Raw genomic sequence first — 713 nt, 5'->3', positions numbered from 1 at the left:
TAATCCATTATTTAAGTCTATTATGAAGGTCTGAAGCGCTGTATAAGATATTTGTAATAATAACTTTCTGATTTTTAATAACATATATAACGGAATAATTATCTACCGGCATTATGCGGAGTCCTCTAGAATGTTCTGGCTCTGATTCAATTAAGCGATACCTTTCTGGCATAGTATCTAGTTTCATTATATTCAGTGTAATCCGTTCGTATTGACCACTGGCAATTTCTGGTGATAATAGACTATTTGCAATATATAAGTATATTCTTTCCAAATCATTTATTGCTTCATTCGTTATCTCAATATTGAACTCTTTCATATTGAATGTTTCTCTTTTAACAATTTGAAAGTTTCAGATGCATTCGACACTTTACCTGCTTCAACATCATCGTAGCCTTTTTGTAACTTATCATGCAACTCTAGATCTGTCATTAATTCAGCATTTATTTCATCAGGCGCTTTAGGTAATTCAACAGAAAAAGGAATACCTCCTGTCAAATTGATCTGCCTTAAATACATATTTATCGCCGTAGACATTGGAATACCTAATTCTGATAAAATTTCTTCCGCTTGTTTCTTAACTATTGGATTTACTCTCAAATTTAAGGTTGTAGTATTTGGCATATATATCATCTCCTTTATTATATTGTAACGTAATATGCGTTACAATTCAAGCGTTTTCCGGATTATGCTTAGATTATTGATTTTTCTTG

2 protein-coding genes are annotated in these 713 nt (G+C 31.3%); both read right to left on the bottom strand.

The window, feature by feature from the left end:
• Window positions 1-7 precede the first annotated feature (7 nt).
• On the bottom strand, window positions 8-319 hold the full coding sequence (locus P0N36_RS15550; RefSeq protein WP_275843805.1) for a type II toxin-antitoxin system RelE/ParE family toxin: 312 nt from the start codon (window positions 317-319) through the stop codon (window positions 8-10).
• Window positions 316-624 carry a type II toxin-antitoxin system RelB/DinJ family antitoxin gene (locus P0N36_RS15545; protein ID WP_275843804.1) on the bottom strand — a complete coding sequence of 103 codons (309 nt, stop codon included), beginning with the start codon at window positions 622-624 and terminating at the stop codon, window positions 316-318. Before P0N36_RS15545 ends, P0N36_RS15550 begins: the two co-directional genes overlap by 4 nt.
• Between the last annotated feature and the right edge of the window lie 89 nt (window positions 625-713).

Origin of the sequence: Petrocella sp. FN5, from assembly GCF_029210395.1 — a bacterium.
Lineage (GTDB): Bacteria > Bacillota > Clostridia > Lachnospirales > Vallitaleaceae > Petrocella.
The sequence above is the reverse complement of the archived record's forward strand: the minus strand, read 5'-3'. Positions and strand labels throughout refer to the sequence as shown.

Bases quoted from the DNA above. Each gene is read 5' to 3' on its own strand.
- P0N36_RS15550 (WP_275843805.1), bottom strand. From the start codon at position 319: ATGAAAGAGTTCAATATTGAGATAACGAATGAAGCAATAAATGATTTG.
- P0N36_RS15545 (WP_275843804.1), bottom strand. From the start codon at position 624: ATGCCAAATACTACAACCTTAAATTTGAGAGTAAATCCAATAGTTAAG.